This window comes from Streptomyces botrytidirepellens (genome assembly GCF_003721215.1).
Lineage (GTDB): Bacteria > Actinomycetota > Actinomycetes > Streptomycetales > Streptomycetaceae > Streptomyces > Streptomyces himastatinicus.
Map to the genome: position 1 here is coordinate 446 of NZ_RIBZ01000113.1, position 2153 is coordinate 2598.

4 protein-coding genes are annotated in these 2153 nt (G+C 71.2%); all 4 read right to left on the reverse strand.

What is annotated here, in order from left to right; translation table 11 throughout:
* Positions 1 to 124: 124 nt before the first annotated feature.
* Positions 125 to 772: a hypothetical protein gene (locus tag EEJ42_RS08875; protein ID WP_123099425.1), complete on the reverse strand. Its 648-nt coding sequence runs from the start codon at positions 770 to 772 to the stop codon at positions 125 to 127.
* A gap of 315 nt (positions 773 to 1087) precedes the next feature.
* Entirely contained in the window at positions 1088 to 1276 is a 189-nt protein-coding gene (locus EEJ42_RS08880; protein ID WP_123099426.1) for a hypothetical protein, read from the reverse strand.
* 87 nt (positions 1277 to 1363) lie between these two features.
* Positions 1364 to 1729, reverse strand: coding sequence for a hypothetical protein (locus EEJ42_RS08885; protein ID WP_123099427.1), 366 nt, complete (start codon positions 1727 to 1729; stop codon positions 1364 to 1366).
* A 95-nt stretch (positions 1730 to 1824) separates the two neighbouring features.
* The gene (locus EEJ42_RS08890) at positions 1825 to 2043 is read right to left on the reverse strand and encodes a hypothetical protein (RefSeq protein WP_123099428.1); all 219 of its coding nucleotides are present in this window, start codon (positions 2041 to 2043) and stop codon (positions 1825 to 1827) included.
* Positions 2044 to 2153: the final 110 nt, after the last annotated feature.

Here is a 2153-nt window from a genome sequence, read left to right on the forward strand (position 1 = left end):
CAGGGGCCGGGGGCGGGCCCGGCCGGGCAGGGACGGCAGGGCGGTGCGGGACGCGGCAGACGGCGGCGGGATTCGTGATGTGCTGCCGGTCGGTCTGGGGCTCGGGACTGCCGTCGGGGCGGTGTCAGGCGGTCGTGCTCGGGGCGGCGTCGGCGGCCTTCTTCCAGCCCTGCTGGACGGCGTGTATCTGCGCGAAGTAGTCGACGGTGCTGACGCGGGTCTCCCGGTCGTAGTAGCTGGTGCCGCCGAAGTCCTTGGGGTCGCTGGGGATCGGGACGCGGTCGATGACGAGCATGGCGACGACGGTCCCGGCGGGCACGTCGCGTCGGCTGCCATCGGTGAAGATGCAGCGGGCGCCGTCCTGGTCGAAGAGGTACTCGCCGAGGCTGAAGGCCGGAAGCAGCCGGTCGGCGTGGTCGTCTCCGTAAGCGGTGCGTCGGGTGTCGTCGTGGTCCAGGAGCGCGTGCCAGGAGCGCAGTCCTTCGACCGCCACGGCGGTGAACAGCTCGGGGCCCTCGATCAGGGGGGTCAGGGCGGGGGCGATGATGCCGTCGCTGATGAAGCGGATGGCGCCGAGAGTGGCCTGGGCGGGGCTGGTGTACTGCCACCACAGGGAGCCGATGGCCTGGATGTGGCGGATCATGTCGGGCAGGTTGCAGCTGGTCCCGGCGTGGCCCATGTCGTGTTCACGCAGGTAGGAGTTGAGCGGGTTGTTCCATATCTCCTCGTCGGTCTCGGCGGGCTTGCTGCGGTCGCGGTAGAGGATGCCCACGGGGGTGTTCCCTTTCGGTTGGCCTGAGTCGGCGGGTTCTGGCAGCCGTTGTAGCGCGGCCTGGCCCGAACGACTGTGGGCGGGCGGGGAGTTAGAACCGCAACCCGCGCGGCATCAGCCAGGGCGGCGGGCTGCGGCACCGGCAGCCGGGGCGCAGCACGACGGCCGGACAGGCGGTGCGGGCGGCAACAGACCGCGGCGGCGGGCGCAGAACGGCCGGGTACGGGGGCGGAGCCAGTGCAGGGGCCGGGGTAGGCCCGATGTGGTGTGACGCGCTGTGGGCCCCGGGGCTGTGCCCGGGGCCCACAGTGGTGGTCAGCTGATCTGATCCCGCTCGTCCTTGGTGAAGCCCCGGTTTCCGGTGAGAGTGCCCCGGGCGGCCATCCGGCCGGTGTGGGTCATCGTCTGGCGGGTGTGCTCACTGGCGTAGGACAGGGTGGTGTCCAGGCTGATGCCTATGTCCCCGGCGGCGGTGAACGCGTCCTGCTTGGCGCCGAGGAACACGCAGTGCCACCCGTGTTCCTCCTGCCGTATCCGGATCAGGTCCTTTACGGAAGGGGGCGGCCACAGCCGGACCAGGCCGGTGCGGCGTCAGCAGTGCATGCACTTCCGCAGCTCGCGGCGCACGCCGTCCGGCATGTCGCCGTGCTCGATGTAGGCCGCGAGCTTGGTGCGCATGCGGCGCAAGCGCGCCAGCTCCACGCGGTCGTCGCTGACCTGCTCGTCGGCGGGGCGCACGTCCGCCACCCACACGGTGTCCCCGTCGGGGAGGCGTATCTGGTACGCCCCGCCGCGGTCGCCGTCGACGATGTTGTCCTTGAGGGAGACGGTGTCGATGTAGGTGAGCATGCCCTGCATACCGACGAGCTGGCGGTCCTCGTACCCGGCCTGGTCGACGGTGATGACGACCTGCTGGCCGACGGTGGCGGCGGGGGTGAGGGGGGCCGTCTGGTTCATGGGTCGCTCCTGTTCAGCGGCTGGTGGTTCAGTTGGGCTGAGTGCCTCGCAGGGTGAACGGACTGGCCGTGCACCCGGGGTGGCCTTCAGACCGGTCAGGTCAGGGCGGCGTGCAGGTCGCGAAGGTCGCCCATCGTGAGGCCGGTGCGGACGCCGTCGCCGTAGAGCCCCTTGGTGGCCTCCAAGACCATCCAGTCGTCGGGGGCGTCGGCAAACATGGCGAGAACGTGGTCGAGCGCCTCGGCCGGGGTTGCGGGAGCGTCCCCGTACTGCTCGATCGCCTCACGGCGGATGCGGTCCATGGTTCGGCTCATCGCAATCTCCTTGGCGGGTTGGGGATGCAACAGGTTGGGGTGGGCGGGCCCCGGCGCCGGGTGTCGGCGCGGTGGGGGCGGGCCGGGGAGCCGGGGCGCCCAAGGGTTGT

Coding starts and splice junctions, on each gene's coding strand:
- EEJ42_RS08885 (WP_123099427.1), bottom strand. CDS start 1,729: ATGAACCAGACGGCCCCCCTCACCCCCGCCGCCACCGTCGGCCAGCAG.
- EEJ42_RS08890 (WP_123099428.1), bottom strand. CDS start 2,043: ATGAGCCGAACCATGGACCGCATCCGCCGTGAGGCGATCGAGCAGTAC.